Consider the following 18,120-nt stretch of genomic DNA (forward strand, 5'->3'; position numbering starts at 1 on the left):
CCGAGCATGCTGAAAGTGGGTCAAGCCTGCTTCCAGCAGACTTGACCACGAACATAGGATCTCGACTCTACGGGGGCGTTGCGGCAGTCGAGCAAGCTCGACTCTACGGGCTCAGGCCTTTTCCATCGTGCACAGCAGCGGGTGCTGGTTCATGCGCGAGTACTCGTTGACCTGGGCCACCTTGGTCTCGGCCACTTCGCGGGTGAACACCCCGCAGACGCCGCGACCGCGGGTGTGGACGTGCAGCATCACCTGGGTGGCCTTGTCCAGGTCCATGGTGAAGAACTGCTGCAGTACATCCACCACGAAATCCATCGGGGTGTAGTCGTCGTTGAGCAGCATGACCTGGTAGAACGGCGGCGGCGCCACTTCCGGGCGCGCGGGCTCCACGGCAAGGCCGTGCTCGTGGTGGGAATCGGGGGAAGACTCGCGGGGCATCCGCCTATTATAAGCGCTGGCGGCCAGCCGCGTCGGCCTGCCGCAGAATGGACGACACGCACCGGCACCGTCACAATTACCGCCTTCCCCAACGTGTTTCACAGGAATTTCATGAAAAGGATCCTTCTGCCCGCCCTGCTGATCGCCCTGGCCACCCCGGCCATGGCCGCCGCGGCCAACGCCGCCGGCAACAGCACGGCCAAGGCCGATGCCGCCATCGGGCGCCACCTGGACAAGTTGGGCTATACCTACGAAGTTGACGAAGACGGCGATTACCAGATGGTGTTCGACGTGGAAGGCGACCGTACCCAGATCGTGTACGTGCGCTCGGCCGTGGAAGATTTCGGCACCCACAACATCCGCGAGATCTGGTCGCCGGGCTACACCGGCAAGAGCAAGCAGTTCCCGGCCGAGGTGGCCAACCGGCTGCTGGAAGATTCGCAGGACGCCAAGATGGGCGGCTGGGTGAAGCAGGACACGACCGCGATGTTCGTGGTCAAGATCGATGCCGATGCCAGCACTGAGCAGCTGAGCGATGCCATCGACGCGGCGATCCGTACCGCCGATGCGATGGAACTGGAACTGACCAAGAAGGACGACCTCTGAATTGAATACCCCGCAGGACATGCGCTGGGCACCCCACGCCACCGTCGCCACCGTGGTGGTCGATGGCGGCCGCGTGCTGCTGGTGGAAGAAACCATCGAGGGCCGCGCCGTGCTGAACCAGCCGGCGGGCCACCTGGAACCGGGCGAGAGCCTGGCCCAGGCGGCGCTGCGTGAAACCCGGGAAGAAACCGGCTGGACCGTGGCGCTGACCGATTTCATCGGCTGCTACCAGTGGACCGCCGGCGACGGCACCGTGTTCCTGCGGTTCTGCTACGCCGCCCGCCCGTTCAGCCATGATCCGGCGCAACCGCTGGATACCGGCATCGACCGTGCCCTGTGGATGACCCCCGATGAGCTGCAGGCCGCCAGCGAGCGCCTGCGCAGCCCGCTGGTCTGGCGCGTGCTGGCCGACTACCTGGCCGGCCAGCGCCACCCGCTGCACCTGGTGCAGGAGGTCGCATGAGCAGCCCACGGGTGATGGTCGGCGTGTCCGGCGGCGTGGATTCGTCGGTGGCCGCCTGGCGGCTGGTGCAGCAGGGCGAGGCCGTGGCCGGTCTGTTCATGCAGAACTGGGCCGACGATGGCAGCGGCGACTGCCGCGCCGAGGATGACCGCCGCGACGCGGTGGCAGTCTGCGGCCTGCTGGGCATCCCGTTCCACTTCCGCGATTTTTCCAGCGAATACTGGCAGGGCGTGTTCGAGCACTTCCTGGCCGAGTACGCGGCCGGCCGCACCCCCAATCCGGACGTGCTGTGCAACCGCGAGGTGAAGTTCAAGCACTTCCTGGACGCCGCCCGCGAGCTGGGCGCCGAGCGCATCGCCACCGGCCACTACGCACGGGTAGCCCAGCGCGGCCAGCAATGGCTGCTGCTGCGCGGTGCCGACCGCAGCAAGGACCAGAGCTACTTCCTGCACCAGCTGGGGCAGGCGCAGCTGGGCGCGACCCTGTTCCCGATTGGCGACCTGGAAAAGAGCGATCTGCGCCGCATCGCCCGCGACGTCGCCCTGCCCACCCATGCCAAGAAGGATTCCACCGGCATCTGCTTCATTGGCGAGCGCGATTTCCGCGAATTCCTGGGCCGCTACCTGCCCGCGCGCCCGGGCCAGATCCTGGACCCGGCCGATGGCAGCGTGATTGCCGAGCACCCCGGCGTGTTCTATTTCACCCTGGGCCAGCGTGAGGGCCTGAACATCGGCGGCGTGCGCGGCCGCCCGGCCGCGCCGTGGTACGTGGTGGGCAAGGATGTGGCCAGCAACGTGCTGTACGTGGACCAGGACCGGGAAAGCCCGTGGATGCTGTCCAACCGCCTGCGCTCGGAAACCGCGCACTGGATTGCCGGCGCGCCGCCGGCCCGGCGCTTCGAGTGCACGGCACAGACCCGCTACCGCCAGCCCGATGAACCGTGCACGGTCGAGGTGCTGGACGATGGCAGCGTGCTGGTCACCTTCGCCCGGCCCCAGCGCGCCGTCACCCCTGGCCAGTCGCTGGTGCTGTATGACGGTGAGGTCTGCCTGGGCGGTGCGGTGATCGCCGCCACCGATGCGCCGCTGGAACAGCGCCTGCGCACCACCCCTTCTCCTTTCGAGGTAATTGCTGCATGAGTTTCACTGTCGACGACCGCGTACTGGCCCTGGCCGGCATTGCCCAGGCCCTGCAGCAGGTCCGCCGTATCGCCGATACCGGCCATTCCGACGCCTCTGCCGTGCGTACCGCGGTGGACAGTGTGTTCCGCATCGATGCCGGCTCGCCGCAGGAGGTCTTTGGTGACCGCCACGCGCTGAAGAGTGGCCTGCGCCTGCTGCACAACTACTTCCGCAACCAGGGCCAGGACCCGGTGCTGCCCAAGCTGGCCCTGTCGGTGCTGCAGCTGGAGCGCCGCTTCGTGCAGGACGGGGCCACCGTGAACAAGGTGGCCTCGGGCATCGAGCGTGCCCAGCAGCAGGCCGCCGAGCTGGGCGACAGCGGCCACCCGGAAGTGCTGGCCAACCTGGGCGGCCTGTACGCCGACACCATCAGCCACCTGAAGCCGCGGGTGATGGTGCAGGGCAACCCGCATTACCTGGCCCAGGCCGGGGTAGTGGCCGAAATCCGCGCCCTGCTGCTGGCCGCCGTGCGCGCCGCGGTGCTGTGGCGGCAGGTGGGCGGCAGCTACTGGGACTTCCTGATCGGGCGCAAGGCCATGATCGAAGCGGTGGACCGCCTGCTGGCCTGAGGGCCGGGGGTCGGAGCCGGGGGTCAGAGCCCTTTCCTTGCCGGAAAGGGATCCGACCCCATCACCGTCTGCCCCGGGGTCGGATCCCTTTTCACCGGAAAAGGGCTCTGACCCCAGGACACCGGAAGGCGCCAGAAATCCGGCGCATTCAGAAAGCACATCGACGTTAAAGAGAAAGGGGGTACGGCCGATACATCCTCCGTGCACCTCCCGAGAACGTCCATGTACTCACGCATTTTCATCCGTCTGGCCGCCCCCCTGGCTCTGACCCTGCTGCTCCCCTTCGCCATCGGCTTCGAATGGCCGGCCGCCCTGCGCTGGGCGATCCTGACCACGATGACGCTGAGCTGGCTCGGCTTCGCGTGGTGGACCACCCGTGCCCAGGCCCACCGTTCCCCGGAACATGCCCGTGTCCTGCGTGAGCAGGACCAGCTGCTGACCGAACTGCGCAGCTTCGTCGGCAACGAGATCGACGGCTCGCGTGGCGAAGTCGAACGCGCCCGTGACCTGATCCGCCAGGCCGTGTCCAGCCTGGGTGGCAGCTTCGATGCCATGAACCGCAAGTCCCGCCAGCAGAGCCAGGCCCTGTCGCGCATCGTCGACCGCGCTGGCGATGAAGGCAGTGCCGGCCTCGACGTGGCCCGCTTCGCCCAGCACGCCAGCAACCGCATGGAACAGCTGGTGGAAGCGCTGGAACAGGTGAGCGGCCAGAGCAGCACCACCGTGCAGCACATCGACCAGATGGCGCAGCACCTGGACGGCATCTTCGCCCTGCTGGAAGACGTCAAGTCGATTGCCGACCAGACCAACCTGCTGGCGCTGAACGCGGCCATCGAAGCAGCCCGTGCCGGCGAAGCCGGTCGTGGTTTCGCGGTGGTGGCCGACGAAGTGCGCAATCTGTCCGAGCGCTCGACCACCTTCAACGAACAGATCCGCAAGCTGGCGCACAGTTCCAAGGACGCCATTGCCAAGGTGCGCGAGACCGTCTCGCACATGGCCTCGCGCGATATGGACCGGTCCCGCGAAGCGCGCCAGGAAGCGGCAACCATGCTCGACAACGTGGCGCAGATCAACGCGTCGCTGGGCGATGGCATGCGCGAAGTCTCCGAATGCGCCCGTTCGATCGACGGCAGCGTGGCCGAGGCCGTGCGCGCCCTGCAGTTCGAAGACATTGCCACCCAGGCACTGGGCGGCGTGCACACCCACCTGGATCGCCTGACCGCGATCAACCGTGAGGCGGTGGCCCTGCAGGAGCTGCTGCACCGCAATGGCGGCGTGTTCGACGAAGAGATCGCCACCGCACTGCAGCGCACCGGCAACCGCCTGCGCGACCTGCGCAGCGAATGGGAACGTCCGCCGCACAAGCCGGTTGCCCAGCAGAGCATGGGCGCCGGTACGGTCGAGCTGTTCTGACCCTGATGTCCGCTGCTTTTTCCGGCAGCGCCGAAGGCCCCGGTAGTCCCGGGGCCTTTGCCTGTACGCTAGCTCTGGACCACGCCGACCCGCGCAGCATGACCCTGATCCGCGCCCTGCCCCCCATCGATGCCAGCCAACGCCCGCGCAACCCCAGTGTGCGCGAGCAGTTGCAGCAGCTGGAGGACGTGGCGCGCGAGGAGATCCAGGAGCTGCAGCGCCTGGCCGATGCCCGCCCCGCCCCGCCGGCCCAGACCGACGCCCTGATGAGCCTGGCCTGGGATCTCGGCCTGGGCGGCGACGCGTTGTAGATCCACGCGATGCGTGGATGGGCCCGTGCCCATGGCATGATGCCCCGGTCCCGTTCATGGAAGACCGATGGCCATTGCCCTGATCGCATTGATGCTGCTCGAACTGCTGCTTCTCTTCGCGTGGGCGCCGCTCTTCTTCCGCACTGGCATCATGCTGTTCAACCAGCGCATTGCCGCTGCACCCGACGATCTGAAGCGACTTTCGCTGGGCGGGCTGGAATACGATCTTCCGACCGAACGGTGGGCGCGCCTGGCATTCCGCGCCCTGCCCGACGGCAGCGTTGCATTCCGTGAGAGCTTCGCGCCTGGCTTCGGCGGCCGCTACTTTCCCTTGCTGCACGGCCAGATCGTGGTGGACACGCGGTGCCGCGAAGTGCGTGTGCTCGGCCGCTGCAGCTGGTTTGCGACGGTCCTGACCGTACTGCTGGTGCCGATCGTGCTGCTGCGCCCGCTGGCGTGGCCGATATTGGCGGTGCCGCTGTTGTTCTATATCGGTTACCGCATCCAGCGACGGCGCTATGCCAATGTAGTGGAGGCGGTGCGCGCACGGGTGCGCAATGAGTTTCCCTGGCAGTTCAGGGACCCGCCCCGGTAGATCCACGCCATGCGTGGATGGGTGTCTGCGAGCGCACGCGTGCGTGCCAACCAAGGTTGGCACCTACCGTATATCCACGCCATGCGTGGATGGGTGATTGCGCGCGGACGCGTGCGGCGGCGGGGGTGGCGTCAGCGGGCCAGGGCGACTTCGCTGCCGGCGTGCTGCTGGCGCAGCCACTGGGCCAGATCGCGCGGGCTGAGCGGGCGTGAGTACAGGTAGCCCTGGATCTCGTCGCAGCCCTGGCGGCGCAGCATGTCTTCTTCCTGGTGCGTTTCCACGCCTTCGGCCACCACCTTCATGCCCAGCGCGTGGCCCAGGTGGACGATGGCCTGGGTCACTTCGGCCGTGCCCGAGTCGTGCAGCATGCCCTGCACGAAGCTGCGGTCGATCTTCAGCCGCCCCACCGGGAAACGATTCAGATAGTTCAGGTTGGAGAAGCCGGTACCGAAATCATCCACCGCCAGCGGTACGCCATGCCGTTCCAGCACATCGAAACAGTGGCGCAGGATGTCGGTGTCACGGATCAGCGCCGACTCGGTCAGTTCCAGTTCCAGCCGCTGCGGCGGCCAGCCGTGGGCGTGGCAGATCTCGATCACGCGTTCGGCAAAGCCGCGGTCGCGCAGCTGCACGGCCGACACATTCACCGCCACGCGTTCGAAGCACAGACCCGCGCGGTCCCACGCCGCAGCCTGGCGGCAGGCCTCGTTCAGCACCCAATCGCCGATACGGACGATTTCGCCGCACTTCTCCGCGATGGGAATGAACTCGGCCGGGCTGCAGTAGCCGATGCCGGGGCGGTGCCAGCGCAGCAGCGCTTCGATTGCCGGCGGTTCGCCGTTGTGTGCGTGCAACAGCGGCTGGTAGGCCAGGCTGAACTCTTCGCGCTCGATCGCACCGTGCAGGCCGTGTTCGATCTCCAGGCGGCGCTGGATGCGGGCCAGGGCGTCCTGGCTGTAGTACTGATACGTGTTGCGCCCGGCTTCCTTGGCCGCGTACATGGCCGCGTCGGCAGCGCGCAGCAGCGAATCGAAATCGGTCTGTGATTCACCCAGCATGGCGATGCCGACGCTGGCCCCGACCTTCAGTGTGGTGTCACCACGGCGCAGCGGCTCGGCCAGCGAGCCAATCAGCTTGCGTGCCACGTGGCCGGCATCCTCCGGTTCGGCCAGGTCGCGCAGCACCACGATGAATTCGTCACCACTGAAGCGGCCGAACAGATCGTTGTTGCGCAGGTTCTGGTGCAGGCGGGTGGCAGCGGCCTTCAGCAGCGCATCGCCGGTGGCGTGGCCGAAGCTGTCGTTGATGTTCTTGAAACCATCCAGGTCGATGAACAGCATCGCCAACGAAGTGCCACGGTCACGCGCCTCTTCGATGGCTTCGGCGGTCTGCTCGCCCAGCAGCACCCGGTTGGGCAGGCCGGTCAGCAGGTCGTAGTGGGCCAGCAGTTCGATGCGCTCGCTGGCCTCGCGTTCGCGGGTGATGTCACGGAACAGGACCACGTAGCGGGCCGGCAGGCCGTCGCGTCGATCCAGTTCGATCAGCACCTGCACCCACACACGCAGGCCGGACTGGCGGTAGAAGCACAGGTCCAACTGCTCGGGCAGCCCACCATTGGAAATGCGGCCGAGCGCGGCCTCGAACGCGTTGCGCGAGTCCTCGGTGTACAGCGCCAGCGCCTGGTCCAGGGTGATCGGTTCCTTGCGCAGGCCGTGGATGCGGTAGCACTCCTCGGTCCATTGCATGTGCCGGGTGGACACTTCGATTTCGCAGCCGCCAATCCGCCCCAGCGCCGACACGCGATTGAGCAGCTCGGTGCGCCAGCGGATGAGCGCGTCGGTCTGGTGTTGTTCGGTGATGTTCTGCACCTGGCCGAGCAGGCGCTTGGGCTGCCCGTCCATGTCCAGCAACGGCTGCATCCACAGGCGCAGGTGCTGCGAGGGCTCGCTGCCGCGGGTCAGTTCCAGGTCCAGGTTGGCGGCGCGGCCGTCGCGCCACAGGCGCCGCCAGGCGGCACGCAGCGCGCCGCGCGAGCGCGGATGCAATTGCTTCAGCCAGCGCCGCTGGCCGGGCACGCTGCCCTGCTCCAGCGCCAGCAGCGAGCGCAGCTCGGGCGACCACCAGAAGCGGTGGTTCTGCGGGTCGAACGACCAGCTGCCCATGCTGGCGATGCGCTGGGCTTCGCTCAGGTGCAGCTGCTGTTCCTGCAGCAGCGCTTCCAGCTGCTTCTGCTGTTCGATATCGGTATGGGTGCCGACCATGCGCAGCGGCTGGCCGTCGGCGGTACGTGCCACCACCCGGCCGCGATCCAGCACCCAGCGCCAGTGGCCATCGCCCTGGCGGAAGCGGAACTGCGCGCTGTACTGCTCGCTGTGCCCGCGCAGGTGCTCGTCCAGCACCGCGCGCACATCGGCGATATCGTCCGGGTGAACCCGGCCCAGCATCTCGGTAGCGCTTTCGTCGCCAAGGGCGGGCGTGCGCAGCACGCGGTCGGTGGGAATATCCCAGTCCCACAGGCTGTGGCCGGCACTTTCCAGGGCCAGCGCCCAGCGCCCGCCGCCGGTGAGCGGTACCGGCTCAGGCACGCTGAGGGTGAAGGCCAGCAGGTTGCCATTGCCATCGTGCACGGCGCGCAGGTGTCCGTCGTAGTGCCCCTGCGGCCCGCCGGGCAGCGAGCACGGCACGATGCCGCCGTCGGCTGCCAGCAGGCGCAGGTCTTCCAGCATGGGGGCATAGGCCGCCAAGGTGGCCGGCAGCCCATGTTCGCGCGCGGCCGGATTGGCCGCCAGCGGGCGGCCACTGCGGTCGACGATGACCAGTGCCGACGCGAGCGGATGCTGCAGCAGGCTGGCGATGATCCCTTGGTCCACGCGATCTAGCTCCGGAAAGACGCGCCCGACAGCGGGGCATGCAGTCCTTAACGGCCCGCCGCGGGGATAATTGAGTGGCCATCGCACACCCGCGCGGTAAGATGGCTGGCGCCCCTCCCTACTGCCCCTGTCCATGCCCGCAGACCCGACCGGCACCGACCCAGATTCCGCCCTGCGGATGGCGCAGTCGTTGCGGCGCGACCGTCGCCGGGTGGTGCTGAGCTATCTGATGATGGCGCTGGCCTGGATCATTGCCTCCGATGGCGCGGTGAACGGGTTCGTGCTGGACCCCCAGCAGGCCGCCTTCTGGCAGAGCGTGAAGGGCGCGTTCTTCGTATTCGCCAGCGCCGGCCTGCTCTACCTGCTGCTGCGGCCGCTGGCCGAGCACGTGCTGGCCACCCATGCGCGGCTGCAGATGTCCGAGACCCGCCTGCGGCAGATGTTCGAGGGCAACCCCGGGCCGATCCTGGTGTACGACCTGGACAGCCTGGCCATCCTGGATGCCAACCCCGCGGCATGCCTGGCCTTCGGCTGGGAACGCGAGGAACTGCTGGCCCGCACGATCGAGATCCTGTGGCCGCCCGGCCAGGACCAGGCGCTGCAGACCAAGCTGGAGGCGATCCGCGAAGCGCCCGAGCAGCTGTGCATCCTGCGCGCGCAGCTGCAGCTGCGCGACGGCAGCCTGCGGCAGATGGAGCTTCGTTCCAATGCCATCGACTATGACGGCCACAACGCCCGCCTGCTGATCGCCATTGATCGCACCGCTGAAGACCTGGCGCAGCTGCGCCGTGACCAGGCGCTGGCGCGGGTGGAGGAAGCCCACGAGCTGGCGCGCATCGGTGCCTGGGAACTGGACCCCGCCAGCGGCCTGGGCCGCTATTCCAACCAGGTCTACCAACTGCTGGGGCGGCGCCCGCCCGAGGCCCGGCGCTGGCACCGCTTTGACGAACTGCTGGTGCCGGCCGACCCGGCCACTGCCGCGCAGACCGAACAACTGTTGGCCGACCTGTGCGCCGGCGAACCGGTCCAGGTGGACGTGCTGCTGCCACTGCTGGCCATGGATGGGCGCGCCCTGATGGTGCACCTGCGTGCGACCAGCGGCCGCGATGAAGCCGGCCGCGAACGCGTGCTGGGCACGCTGCAGGACGTGACCGAGCGCGAGCAGTCGCGGCGCCTGCTGCGTGAGCGCGAAGAACAGTTCCGCGAACTGGTGCGGGTGCTGCCGGACGGCGTGGTGATCCTGTCCGAAGAACATGTGCTGTACGCCAACGCCTGGGCCGCCGCCCTGTTCGGCTACGGCAGCCATGCCCTGCTGGGCGAACCGCTGTCGGCGCTGGTGAACGGCGCCGATCTGCAGCGGGTGCGCGCCCAGTTGCGGGCCGGCCAGCCGCAGCACAGTCCGGGCCACAGCAGCGTGGCGGTCATGCAGCGCGCCGACGGCCGCCACTTCCATGCCGGCCTGGCGGTGGGTGAAGTGCGCTACGGTGGCCGCGACTGCAAGCTGCTGATCGTGCGCGACCTGAGTGAAGCCGAACGCACCCGCAGCGCGCTGGAAAACAGCAACCGCGAACTGCAGGCCATGGCCGGGCGCCTGTTCTCGCTGCAGGAAGACGAGCGCCGGGCGATCTCGCGCGACCTGCACGATGACATCGGCCAGGCGATCACTGCCATGAAGCTGTCGGCCTATGCCGCGCAGGACGAACAGGACCCCGCCCGCCGCGGCGAGGACCTGGCGCAGATCGTCAGCCTGGCCGACACCACCGTGGCCAAGCTGCGCGACATTTCCACCCTGCTGCGCCCGCCACAGCTGGATGCGCTGGGCCTGGAAGCCGCCCTGAGCTGGCAGGCGCGGGTGCTGTTCCGATCGTCGCCGGTGGAGCTGCTGGCCGACATTGACGCGCTGCCGACCCGCCCGGACAACAGCATCGAACAGGCCTGCTTCCGCATTGCGCAAGAAAGCCTGACCAACGCCCTGCGCCACGCGCGCGCCAGCCAGGTGCAGCTGCAGCTGCGCGACCTGGGCCAGCGCGGCCTGCACCTGCAGATCCGCGATGATGGCGAGGGCTTCGACCCCGATGGCCCGCGTGGCCTGGGCCTGATCGTGATGCGCGAGCGCGCGCAGAGCGTGGGTGGGCACGTGCATATCGCTTCGGCGCACGGCGCCGGCACCCTGGTCGATGTCCACCTTCCTTACCAGGCCGCCATGACGGCGGCCGTCGAGTCTCCGGAACACTGAACCATGTGGAACCCCAACCTGCCCCCGGTCAGCATTGACGACGCCCCCGACCGGCTGGGCGCCGGCAACCCCGAACTGCAGGCCATGGTGGCCGAGGCGGCCTCTGGCGGCACCCCGCTGATGCTGATGCACGTGGACATCGACCACTTCGCTTCGGTGAACGAGAACATGAGCGCCGAAGTGGGTGACCAGGCGCTGGTGCTGGTGGCCCAGCGCCTGCAGTCGTACCTGCGCGGGCGCGGGAAGCTGTGGCGGCACGGCAGCGATGAGTTCCTGATTGCCGTACCGCGCACCGCCGATCTGCCGCTGCCGGAAGACTTTGCCGAAGAGATCCGCCAGCAGATGGAGCTGCCGCTCTCTGTGCTGCCGTACACCCTGTTCATGACCGGCAAGCTGGGCGTGAGCCTGTGCCCGGAACATGCCAGCAGTGCATCGCGGCTGCTGGACCACGCCGAGGATGCGCTGTACCAGGCAGCCCGCGAAGGCGGCAACGCGGTGCGCATCCACGCGGTGGACACCCCGCCCAGCGCGCACAGTGAAAGCATCATCGCCCGGCAGATCGTCGATGCCATTCCCAATGGCGAACTGAAGCTGCGCTACCAGCCGCTGGTGAGCGCGCGCGATGGCCACGTGGTGGGCATGGAAGCGCTGCTGCGCTGGCAGTCGCCCACCCTGGGCATGCTGGTGCCGGAGCGTTTCATGCGCACCGCCGAGCGGCTGGGCATCATCGTGCAGATCGGCACGTGGGTGCTGGAAGGCGCCCTGAAACAGGCGCGTCTGTGGCGCGACCAGGGTTTCGACGATTTCACCATTGCAGTGAACGTGTCGACCCTGCAGCTGCTGCGCCCGAACTTCTTCGCCGAGGTAATGTCGCTGATGCAGGCCGCCGGCGTGCCGGCGCACATGCTGACGCTGGAGATCAACGAAAGTGCGCTGACCAACAACGTCAATTTCGTGCACGAAACCCTGGCCAACCTGCGCAATGAAGGCATCAGCCTGAGCCTGGACAACTTCGGCACCGGCGATTCCAGCCTGAGCGCGCTGGTGCGCTACCCGGTGGACAAGCTGAAGATCGACCGCAGCTTCATCAAGAGCGCCCCGGCCGGTAACCGCGAGGCGGCCATCGCCCGCGCCATCATCGCCATGGGCCACCAGCTGGGCATGACGGTCATTGCCAACGGCGTGGAATCACAGGCCCAGCTGGGCTTCCTGCGCCGCAATGACTGCGATGTGTTCCAGGGCTATCTGTTCGGCGAGCCGATGTCGGCCGATGCCGCCGGCATGACCCTGCGCCGCCGCTACCTGCGCCCGGAAGCCTTCGCCGAAACGCGCCCCGACCGCACCCTGCTGCTGCTGGATGACGAGGAAAACGTGCTGCGTTCGCTGGTGCGCCTGTTCCGCCGCGACGGCTACCGCATCCTGGCCGCCGGCAACGTGCGCGATGCCTTCGATCTGCTGGCGATCAACGACGTGCAGGTGATCCTGTCCGACCAGCGCATGAGCGACATGAGCGGCACCGAATTCCTGGGCCGGGTGAAGATGCTGTACCCGGACACGATCCGGCTGGTGCTGTCCGGCTACACCGATCTGAACACGGTGACCGATGCGATCAACCGCGGTGCGATCTACCGGTTCCTGACCAAGCCGTGGAACGATGATGAACTGCGCAAGCACATCCACCAGGCGTTCCGCACGTATGAAGAGCAGCGGCGCAGCAATGCAGGCCCGGCGCTGGCCGAGCCGCTGGAAGGTGGCGAGGATCGTTCGCCGTTGCGGTGACCGATCTGTAGAGTCGAGCCGTGCTCGACTGCGGCAAAAAGCAGTCGAGCATGGCTCGACTCTACAGAAGCGAGGTCAGCGCGGCTGCTTGATCGGCAGCACCACGCGGAAGCGCGAGCCCACGCCCGGGGTGCTGTCCAGATCGATGCGGCCGTGGTGCTTGTTGATGATGCTGTAGGAAATCGACAGGCCCAGCCCGGTGCCACTGCCCACCGGCTTGGTGGTGAAGAACGGATCGAAGATGCGCTGGCGCAGTTCCGGCGAGATGCCGCCGCCGGTGTCTTCGAACTCCACCCACACGGTCTCGCCATCGACGCCGGTACGCACGGTGATGGTGCCGCGCTCGGCAATGGCATGGCCTGCGTTGAGCAGCAGGTTCATGTACACCTGGTTCAGTTCCGAAGGCAGGCATTCCACCAGCGGCAGCTGGCCGAACTGGCGCTCCAGCGTGACCTTGTACTTGAGCTCGTTCCAGATGATGTTGATGGTCGATTCAAGGCCGGCATGCAGGTCCACCAGCTTCCACGACTCGTCGCGGCCGGAGTACGAGAAGTCCTTCAGGTCGCGCACGATGCGGGTCACCCGCTCGATGCCTTCGCGTGATTCGGCCATCAGCTGCGGCAGGTCGCGGCTGATGAAATCGATGTCCAGGCGGTCACGGATATCGTCGATTTCCGGAATGAGCGCCTTCGGATCGGGCGCGCGCAGGGCGCGTTCGTAGGCTTCGATCACCGTGAACAGACTGCGCAGGTATTCCTGCAGGCTGCCCAGGTTGGAGTGCACGTAACCGATGGGATTGTTGATCTCGTGCGCCACGCCAGCGGCCAGCTGGCCGATGGAAGCCATCTTTTCCGACTGCAGCAACTTTTCCTGGGTGCCGTTCAGACGCAGGTACGCCTGGCGCAGTTCGGCATGGCGCTGCTGCAGCTCGCGTTCGTAGTCTTCCTGCCCTTCAATGCGCTGGAAGAGCGCCAGGTAGTGGCTCTGGCCGCCCTCGCCATGGTGGTACAGATGGGCGATGACCACGCCCTCGCCCAGCGGCAGGCTGCCACTCCAGGCGCCCTGCTGCCGGGCCTGTTCAAGGGCGTCGGGGGGCAGCAGTTCGCGCAGGCGCTGGGCCGGTGCGGCCGCACTGTCGGCGTTGCCCAGCAGGTGCTGGGCGGCCGGATTGGCCAATGCCACCTGCCCGTCTGCGGTGAACAGCAACAGCCCTTCGCGCAGGCGTTCCAACAGGGCCTGCAGCACGGGCTGGGAAGGAAGGGGGGCGGTAACCAGGGCGTTGGCGGCGGACACGGCGACTCGGGGGCTTGCGAACAGGCGCCCAATATACGCGCTCCGGCTGCGGGTCACAGCCCGCCCGGTGGCGGCCAGTGGCCGCCGGGGAATCAGGCGACGGCCAGCGGCCGGCGCGCAGTGACGGTGTGCGACTGGCCCTTGGCGTCGTAAGCCGAGGCATCTTCGGTGCGGCCGAGCTGGCGCAGCGCCCAGTTGACCTCGCGGCGGCGACGCGACAGCAGCACGCCGTTGGCGCGGTTGCGCTCGGCCAGTTCCTGCAGCTGTTCGCCCTGCCCGACCGGCGGCGTGCCTTCCAGCGCACGCAGCGCTTCCAGCTTGGCCCCGGTGGCGCGGATCAACGCATGCACGTCGTGCTCGACCAAGGCCTGGCGTTCAACGTCCAGAGCCTCGGCAAGGCGCTGCAGCGGCTCGCTCATGGCCGCGCTCATCCCTGCAGCTGCTGGTCCAGCTCGAGCATGCGCGAAGCAATCGCGTCCGGATTGATCTTGTAGGTGCCGTTCTGCAGCGATTCGCGCACCGCAGCCACGCGCTGGGCGTCGATCGCCGGGGCGGTGCTCAGGTCGCGTTCGATGGCCTGCAGGTTGGTGGCTTCGCCGGTCAGGCGCAGGCTGTCAGCTGCTTCCACCGGGCGGGCAGCCGAATCGCTGCTGACGCCGGGCTTGCTGGCCGGGGTCGTCACGCCGCGCAGGGCCTGCGGGATCTGCAGATTGCCGTCGATTTTCTGGCTCATGGGGTGTCCTGGAGTTGCCGTACACAAGGGATAACGGCCGCTGGGCCGTGATCTTTAGGGATTTTCCAAACTTTTTCAACGCGCCACGATTACGTCACCGGCCGCATCCACCACGCCCTGCACGATGCGGCGGGTGGACAGGTTTTCGACCGAAACGCGGTCGTCGTGCCCGGCATCGCCCAGGGCGCGGCCGGCAATACGTACTTCCACGGCGCCGGTGCGGGCGACCAGGGCTACATTGTCTCCACGCTTGATGAGACGCTGTGCCAGCAGGTCATTGGCCGACAGCAGGCTGCCTGCCGCCAGCGGACGGCGCGCAATGCGCCCCACCGCCGCGGCCGGGTCGGCCAGCACGGCGCCGGCAATACGGGCCGCGTCACGCGTGGCAGTGTTGATATCGGCCGCACTGAGGGTTTCTCCAGTGGCGATGCCACGGGTCAGCACCAGCACGGTCTGGTTGTGCCGCACCTTCACCGGCACGAACAGGCGCCAGCCGCCCGCATCGGGGCAACTCACCTCGACGGTGGTATTGGCGGTGGGCTGCACTGCCAGCGGCTTGCCACACTGCGGCAGGCGCAGCGCATCGGCCACAATGGCCTCGCCTTCGCTGCCGGCCGCCAGGGTGGACAGCGCTGCGGCACGAATGCTGGCCACGGGCTGCCACTGCGCGGCCTGCGCCCACGGCGCGGCCATCGCGAGCGCGGCGGCTACTAGTAATGTCATCCGGCGCATGGCGCCTCCTGGGTTCGCTGGGACCTGGCCCGGAAGGATGCAAGCGCTGTGCCAGCCCGCCTCTGCAGCGTCGAGCGTGCTCGACGTCCTTCTGTAGAGTCGAGCCATGCTCGACTGCACGGCACATCAGTCGAGCATGGCTCGACTCTACAAGAGCCGGAAGTCGAGCATGGCTCGACTCTACAAAAGGTCTCAAGTTCGGCGGGCACCACGCCGATACAGCAGCCATGTCCCATGACCTGCTCAACCGGATCGACCAGCGGACCCGACTGGCCGGCCACAATCGCCTGGCGCTGCTGCTGTTCCGTCTCGGCGGACGTCAGCTTTTTGGCGTCAATGTCTTCAAGGTGCAGGAAGTGCTGCGCCGGCCCGAGCTGTTCCAGGTGCCTGGCTTGCCCGGCCAGTTCGCCGGCGTGGCCGACGTGCGCGGCCGCTCGGTGCCGGTACTGGATCTGGGCCTGGCCATCGGCCACCCCGAGCGTGAACCGGATGCGGACACCGCGCCGGGCTACCTGGTGGTGACCGAGTTCAACCGATCGATCCAGGGCTTCCTGGTCAGCGGGGTGGAACGCATCGTGAACATCGCGGTGGAGGACATCCACCCGCCGCCGGAGCTGGGCGCCGAATCGAGCTACCTGACCGCCGTCACCCGCTTCCAGGGCGAGCTGATCCAGGTGATCGACGTGGAAAGCGTGCTGGCCGACATTGCCCAGGTGCGCGGCGAAGCCGTGCTGGACCCGGCCATGGCCATGCCTGCCGACGCGCCGCAGCTGCAGGTGCTGGTGGTGGACGATTCGCGGGTGGCTCGCCAGCAGATCCGCAGCGTGCTGGACCAGTTGGGCGTGGGCGCCACCCTGCTGTCCGACGGCAAGCAGGCGCTGGACCATCTGCTGCAGATCCACGCCTCGGGCGAAAACCCGGCCGAACGCTACGCCATGGTCATTTCCGATATCGAAATGCCGGCCATGGACGGCTATACGCTGACGACAGAAATCCGGCGCCACGCCGGCCTGTCCGGGCTGTATGTGCTGCTGCACACCTCCCTGTCGGGCGTATTCAACAATGCGATGGTCGAACGCGTGGGCGCCAATGCCTTCGTGGCCAAGTATTCGCCGCACGAACTGGCGGACTTCGTGCTGGACCGCCTGCGCAAGGTGGCCATGGCGGCGTAAGGCCGCCCACAGGGTCGGATCCCCGCAGGGGCTCTGACCCCGCGCCCTCCGCCAGCCCCGATGGGGTCAGAGCCCCTGCGGGGATCTGACCCCTTCACGCTTCCCCTGCCCTGTTGGGGTCGGATTCCCGCAGGGGCTCCGACCCCTTCACGCTTTTGGCACACCGCTTGCAGCTTCCCGGGCAACGTTCCTGTGGGAGTGCATCGTGCGCAACCTGATTACCGATTACCTGGGCGTCCACGCCCAGGCCATGCCGTTGCGCGAACAGCGCATGAAGCTGATCGCCAGCAACCTTGGCAACGCCGACACCCCCGGCTACAAGGCCCAAGACCTGGACTTCGATGCCGCCCTGCGCCACGCCCAGGGCCTGGATGCCAACGGTCTGATGACCACCACCAACGAGCAGCACTACGAAATCAGTAGTGGCCTGAACCCGTTCCAGGTGGCCCGCGAAGGCGTGCAGCCCAGCCTGGACGGCAACACCGTCGACCCCGATGCAGAGCGCGCCGCCTATGGCCGTGCCGCCCTGGAATACCGCGCCTCGCTCAGCTTCGTCGAAAGCAAGGTGCGTTCCATGCTGACCGCGATCACGGGGCAATAAGCCATGAGCAATCTGCCGATCTTCGATATCGCCGGTTCCGCGCTGCAGGCGCAGTCGGTGCGCATGAGCACCATCGCCTCCAACCTGTCCAACGCTGACAGCATCGCCGGCTCGGCCGACGCGGTGTACAAGCCGCTGGAGCCGATCTTCCAGGCCGTCACCAGCAAGACCGATCCGAATGTCACCTCGGTGAAGGTGAAGGAAATCAGCCAGAGCGAAGCAGCGCCGATCAAGCGCTACGAGCCGGGCCACCCGCTGGCCGACGCCGAAGGCTACATCTACCAGCCCGACGTGGACCCGGTGGCGCAGATGGTCAACCTGATCTCGACCTCGCGCAATTACCAGGCCGGCGTGGAAATGCTGACCACCGCCAAGGAACTGGCCCTGGCCACCCTGACCATGGGCCGCTGAGGCCCGCTGTACCGGATACCGCCATGAGCACCGCCGTCAACAATCAGACCAACCAGGACGTCTACGCCGCCCTTGGCCTGAACGCCCCCAACAGCACCAACACCAAGAAAAAGAACACCCTGGACCAGGCCGATTTCCTGCGCCTGATGACCGAACAGCTGCAGCACCAGGACCCGCTGAAGCCGATGGACAACACGCAGATGGTCGCGCAGATGGCGCAGATGTCAACTGTGCAGGGCATCACCGATCTGAACACCACGGTGCAGGGCTTCCAGGCGTCCATGGCCAGCGACCAGGTGCTGCGAGGCGCCGCGCTGGTTGGCCACGAAGTGCTGGTGCCTTCCGAGAAGCTGGTGCTGGAAGAGGAAGGTGATGTGAGCGGCACCGTCGCTGCACCTGCCGCTGGCATCGTGACCGTCGACGTGACCGACGCCAACGGCGCCAAGGTGACCTCGATCAGCGTGGAAGCCAAGGCCGCCGGTGAAGTCGCATTCCAGTGGGACGGCAAGGATGCCAACGGCAACCGCATGGCGCCGGGCAAGTATTCCATCGTCGCCAACCACGTCGACACCGCCGGCACCAGCACCAAGCTGTCCACCTATGTGCAGGCGCCGGTTGAAAGCGTGACCGTCGGCTCTGACGGCCTGTATCTGAACCTGAAGGGCCTGGGCACGGCCCCGATCGACTACGTGCTCCGCGTCAGCTGAGCCGCACACC

Annotated in this window: 19 protein-coding genes; 13 read left to right on the forward strand and 6 right to left on the reverse strand. The window is 67.3% G+C overall.

Annotation, left to right across the window (positions count from 1 at the left end):
• Positions 1–111 precede the first annotated feature (111 nt).
• Positions 112–438, reverse strand: coding sequence for an ATP-dependent Clp protease adapter ClpS (gene clpS, locus G4G00_RS17320; protein WP_108749599.1), 327 nt, complete (start codon positions 436–438; stop codon positions 112–114).
• 111 nt (positions 439–549) lie between these two features.
• On the opposite strand from clpS, the gene G4G00_RS17325 reads away from it, so the two are divergent.
• The 7 genes from G4G00_RS17325 to G4G00_RS17355 all read left to right on the forward strand — a co-directional run bounded on the left by G4G00_RS17325 (position 550) and on the right by G4G00_RS17355 (position 5,576).
• Positions 550–1,044 carry a hypothetical protein gene (locus tag G4G00_RS17325; RefSeq protein ID WP_164275316.1) on the forward strand — a complete coding sequence of 165 codons (495 nt, stop codon included), beginning with the start codon at positions 550–552 and terminating at the stop codon, positions 1,042–1,044.
• Positions 1,045–1,063: 19 nt separating this feature from the next.
• Positions 1,064–1,507: an NUDIX hydrolase gene (locus tag G4G00_RS17330; RefSeq protein ID WP_164275391.1), complete on the forward strand. Its 444-nt coding sequence runs from the start codon at positions 1,064–1,066 to the stop codon at positions 1,505–1,507.
• A complete protein-coding gene (mnmA, locus tag G4G00_RS17335) occupies positions 1,504–2,646 on the forward strand; it encodes a tRNA 2-thiouridine(34) synthase MnmA (RefSeq protein ID WP_164275319.1) in 1,143 nt (380 codons plus the stop codon). Before G4G00_RS17330 ends, mnmA begins: the two co-directional genes overlap by 4 nt.
• Entirely contained in the window at positions 2,643–3,257 is a 615-nt protein-coding gene (hflD, locus tag G4G00_RS17340; RefSeq protein WP_164275322.1) for a high frequency lysogenization protein HflD, read from the forward strand. The genes mnmA and hflD overlap by 4 nt, the downstream gene beginning before the upstream one ends.
• Positions 3,258–3,479: 222 nt before the next feature.
• Complete coding sequence (locus tag G4G00_RS17345; RefSeq protein WP_164275325.1) at positions 3,480–4,670, forward strand: methyl-accepting chemotaxis protein; 1,191 nt, start codon at positions 3,480–3,482, stop codon at positions 4,668–4,670.
• Between the two features lie 5 nt (positions 4,671–4,675).
• A complete protein-coding gene (locus tag G4G00_RS17350) occupies positions 4,676–4,981 on the forward strand; it encodes a hypothetical protein (protein WP_240336183.1) in 306 nt (101 codons plus the stop codon).
• 67 nt (positions 4,982–5,048) lie between these two features.
• A complete protein-coding gene (locus G4G00_RS17355; protein ID WP_164275328.1) occupies positions 5,049–5,576 on the forward strand; it encodes a hypothetical protein in 528 nt (175 codons plus the stop codon).
• Between the two features lie 131 nt (positions 5,577–5,707).
• Here G4G00_RS17355 and G4G00_RS17360 read toward each other — a convergent pair whose 3' ends face one another.
• A complete protein-coding gene (locus tag G4G00_RS17360; RefSeq protein WP_108753058.1) occupies positions 5,708–8,446 on the reverse strand; it encodes an EAL domain-containing protein in 2,739 nt (912 codons plus the stop codon).
• Positions 8,447–8,579: 133 nt separating this feature from the next.
• Here G4G00_RS17360 and G4G00_RS17365 point away from each other — a divergent pair, with 133 nt between their 5' ends.
• Together G4G00_RS17365 and G4G00_RS17370 are read left to right on the forward strand one after the other, a co-directional pair.
• Positions 8,580–10,682, forward strand: a complete 2,103-nt coding sequence (locus G4G00_RS17365; protein WP_164275330.1) for a PAS domain-containing sensor histidine kinase — start codon at positions 8,580–8,582, stop codon at positions 10,680–10,682.
• A gap of 3 nt (positions 10,683–10,685) precedes the next feature.
• Positions 10,686–12,461, forward strand: a complete 1,776-nt coding sequence (locus G4G00_RS17370) for an EAL domain-containing protein (protein ID WP_108749587.1) — start codon at positions 10,686–10,688, stop codon at positions 12,459–12,461.
• Positions 12,462–12,536: 75 nt separating this feature from the next.
• On the opposite strand, the gene G4G00_RS17375 is transcribed toward G4G00_RS17370, so the two are convergent.
• The 4 genes from G4G00_RS17375 to flgA all read right to left on the reverse strand — a co-directional run bounded on the left by G4G00_RS17375 (position 12,537) and on the right by flgA (position 15,210).
• Positions 12,537–13,754 carry an ATP-binding protein gene (locus G4G00_RS17375; protein WP_108749586.1) on the reverse strand — a complete coding sequence of 406 codons (1,218 nt, stop codon included), beginning with the start codon at positions 13,752–13,754 and terminating at the stop codon, positions 12,537–12,539.
• Between the two features lie 92 nt (positions 13,755–13,846).
• Positions 13,847–14,185, reverse strand: a complete 339-nt coding sequence (locus G4G00_RS17380; protein ID WP_108749585.1) for a flagellar protein FlgN — start codon at positions 14,183–14,185, stop codon at positions 13,847–13,849.
• Positions 14,182–14,487 (reverse strand): flagellar biosynthesis anti-sigma factor FlgM, encoded by a 306-nt coding sequence (gene flgM / locus G4G00_RS17385; RefSeq protein WP_108749584.1) that lies wholly within the window; start codon positions 14,485–14,487, stop codon positions 14,182–14,184. The genes G4G00_RS17380 and flgM overlap by 4 nt, the downstream gene beginning before the upstream one ends.
• A 75-nt stretch (positions 14,488–14,562) precedes the next feature.
• Positions 14,563–15,210, reverse strand: coding sequence for a flagellar basal body P-ring formation chaperone FlgA (gene flgA, locus G4G00_RS17390; RefSeq protein ID WP_205515576.1), 648 nt, complete (start codon positions 15,208–15,210; stop codon positions 14,563–14,565).
• 236 nt (positions 15,211–15,446) lie between these two features.
• Between flgA and G4G00_RS17395 the strand changes: the two genes are divergently transcribed.
• The 4 genes from G4G00_RS17395 (at position 15,447) to G4G00_RS17410 (ending at position 18,110) form a co-directional block, all read left to right on the forward strand.
• Complete coding sequence (locus G4G00_RS17395) at positions 15,447–16,391, forward strand: chemotaxis protein (RefSeq protein WP_025879111.1); 945 nt, start codon at positions 15,447–15,449, stop codon at positions 16,389–16,391.
• A 205-nt stretch (positions 16,392–16,596) separates the two neighbouring features.
• Positions 16,597–16,992: a flagellar basal body rod protein FlgB gene (flgB, locus tag G4G00_RS17400; RefSeq protein ID WP_075075988.1), complete on the forward strand. Its 396-nt coding sequence runs from the start codon at positions 16,597–16,599 to the stop codon at positions 16,990–16,992.
• Positions 16,993–16,995: 3 nt separating this feature from the next.
• Positions 16,996–17,403, forward strand: coding sequence for a flagellar basal body rod protein FlgC (gene flgC, locus G4G00_RS17405; RefSeq protein WP_108749581.1), 408 nt, complete (start codon positions 16,996–16,998; stop codon positions 17,401–17,403).
• 23 nt (positions 17,404–17,426) lie between these two features.
• A complete protein-coding gene (locus G4G00_RS17410) occupies positions 17,427–18,110 on the forward strand; it encodes a flagellar hook capping FlgD N-terminal domain-containing protein (RefSeq protein ID WP_108753053.1) in 684 nt (227 codons plus the stop codon).
• The last annotated feature ends 10 nt before the right edge of the window (positions 18,111–18,120 follow it).

The sequence above is a fragment of the Stenotrophomonas sp. B1-1 genome (assembly GCF_010894375.1).
In the GTDB taxonomy this organism is placed as follows: Bacteria; Pseudomonadota; Gammaproteobacteria; order Xanthomonadales; family Xanthomonadaceae; genus Stenotrophomonas.